Origin of the sequence: Variovorax paradoxus NBRC 15149, assembly GCF_001591365.1 — a bacterium.
In the GTDB taxonomy this organism is placed as follows: Bacteria; Pseudomonadota; Gammaproteobacteria; order Burkholderiales; family Burkholderiaceae_C; genus Variovorax; species Variovorax paradoxus.
The window spans coordinates 1-1451 of the sequence record NZ_BCUT01000015.1; the positions used below are offsets into that span (position 1 = coordinate 1).

1 pseudogene is annotated in these 1451 nt (G+C 66.0%); it reads right to left on the reverse strand.

The features are described from left to right. Nucleotides 1–13 precede the first annotated feature (13 nt). Nucleotides 14–1239 (reverse strand): annotated as a pseudogene (locus VPA02S_RS31160) (IS110 family RNA-guided transposase). Nucleotides 1240–1451 lie beyond the last annotated feature (212 nt).

Here is a 1451-nt window from a genome sequence, read left to right on the forward strand (position 1 = left end):
CTACTAAGAAGCGCTACCCCGTATGAGCCAGTACAGGGACCTCGCAGCCGAGATCTTGAAGTCGTTTCATGAGGCGACGGATGGTTTTGGTGCGATCCTGGCGGTCGAAGTGCTCGCAGCCGAGGTCGTTGTACTCGGTGCCGTCACGAAGCATGTGGTACGCGGCGGTGAGCATCGAGGCGGCCACCGCGAGGATGGCCTTCTTGGCTCCGCGACGTGCCTTGATACGCAGGAACTGCGCTCGCAGGTAGCTGGACTTGACGCGCACCGCGGCCCAGGCGGCGGTCACCAGGGTGGTCTTGATCCAGGTGCCACTCTTGCGAACGCGGGTGGATCGGCGCTTGCCGGCGCTCTCGTCGCTGCGCGGGCACAGGCTGCCCAGGAGATCAGATGCCCGGCAGTGGGGAAGCGCGACATGTCCACGCCGATCTCCGCCACCACGACACTGGCCGTCAGGTCACTGACCCCGGGCATCGTCGTGAGCAGGCGGGCGCGCTGCCGGATCGGCGCCAGCGCTTTTCCCACGGCCGCATCCAGTTCGGCCAACGTGTGGTGCAAGGCGTCGATCACCTGCAGGTGCAGCCGCAGCATGGTCCGGTGGTGCTCGGTGATGCGCCCGCGCAGTGCCTCGCGCAATTCGGCGCTCTTGTTGCGCGCCGTGCCCTGAGCCAGCGCAGCCAGTTGCGCCGGATCGCTCTGGCCGGCCACGATGGCATCGAGCATCGCGCGGCCGCTCTTGCCCAGCACGTCCGACAACACACTGCCCAGCTTGAGGTTAGCGTCCTCCAGCACCTTCTGGATGCGCAGCGAGTGCTGGGAGAGCTCCCGAACGAGTTGCTTGCGGGTGCGCGTGAGGTCGCGCAGCTGCTGGATCGCCTGCGGCGGCACGAAGCTGGAGCGGATCAGGCCGTGCGCCAAGAGATCGGCAATCCACATCGCGTCGTTGACGTCGCTCTTGCGGCCGGGCACGTTGCGGATGTGCGCGGCGTTGGCCAGCACCAACTCGAACTCAGCCTCCAGCACGTGCCACACCGGCTTCCAGTACACGCCGGTGGCCTCCATCGCCACATGGGTGCAGTCGTGCTCGGCCAGCCAATCGCCCAGCGCGAGCAATTCGGTGGTGGTGGTGCCGAAGCTGCGCACCTCCTGATGCATGGGCGGGGAGACGCATCGCACGCAGGCCACGATGGTGTCCTTGTGCACGTCCAGGCCCGCACAGCGCGGATAAAGCACTTGCATGAGAACCTCCTGACGGTTGAGGGGCACCGCAGGCAGTCCTCGTCGTCGAACTCTACTAAGCGTGCTTCGGGGCGTCGCCGCCCTCTGCCACATTCCGGGGTGCTCGCAGGACTGCGGGTCCAACTACTGAACGGGTTCGCAACACCAAGCAAACGCCGACCTCGTCAGCAGTGCCGAGCTCCATCCTATGACCATGCGTCATCGATCGCCAG